Source organism: Blautia sp. AF32-4BH (assembly GCF_003460565.1).
Classification (GTDB): domain Bacteria; phylum Bacillota; class Clostridia; order Lachnospirales; family Lachnospiraceae; genus Fusicatenibacter; species Fusicatenibacter saccharivorans.
The window spans coordinates 1-632 of the sequence record NZ_QTVL01000047.1 but is presented as its reverse complement, the minus strand read 5'-3'; the positions used below and the strand labels follow the sequence as shown (position 1 = coordinate 632).

1 protein-coding gene is annotated in these 632 nt (G+C 42.4%); it reads left to right on the top strand.

Annotation, left to right across the window (positions count from 1 at the left end):
• The coding region (locus DWZ44_RS18035; RefSeq protein ID WP_243002177.1) for a metallophosphoesterase at nucleotides 1–632 on the top strand (632 nt) is incomplete at both ends.

Here is a 632-nt window from a genome sequence, read left to right as displayed (position 1 = left end):
ATTCCTGATGTTCATCTTAAACCGCAGATGTTTAAACAGGCTACAGCTCTTATGCATCAGGGAATTGCTGATCGAGCGGTATGTCTGATGGACATCCCTGATGATTGGGACAAGCAATATAATGTCGGACTTTATGAAGAAACTTATGATGAGGCTGTTCGGTTTGCAAAAGCATTTCCGGAAACAGCCTGGTGCTACGGGAATCACGATTTGAGTTATCTGTGGCATTGTCTGGAGAGCGGTTATAGCTCCATGGCTTCAATGACAGTGCAAAGAAAGTTGTTGGATTTGCGAGAGGCTGTTCCAGAAGATAATCCCATTAAATATGTTCAGAGAATAGACAATGTTCTCTTTTCTCATGGAGGCGTACTGAATTTCTTTGTAGAGGAATATGTTCCGCGAGCAAAATATAATGATGTGGATGCTGTGCTAGAGACGATTAATCAGCTCGGAAGAATCGAGATGTGGAATGATGCATCGCCGATCTGGCTGAGACCACAGCATTCAAAAATGAGATTATATAAGCCACGTAAGTTGTTGCAGGTTGTAGGTCATACACCTATGGATGCAATTACGAAAGAGGGAAATCTGATTAGCACGGATGTGTTTTCAACTTACAGAGATGGAAAGCC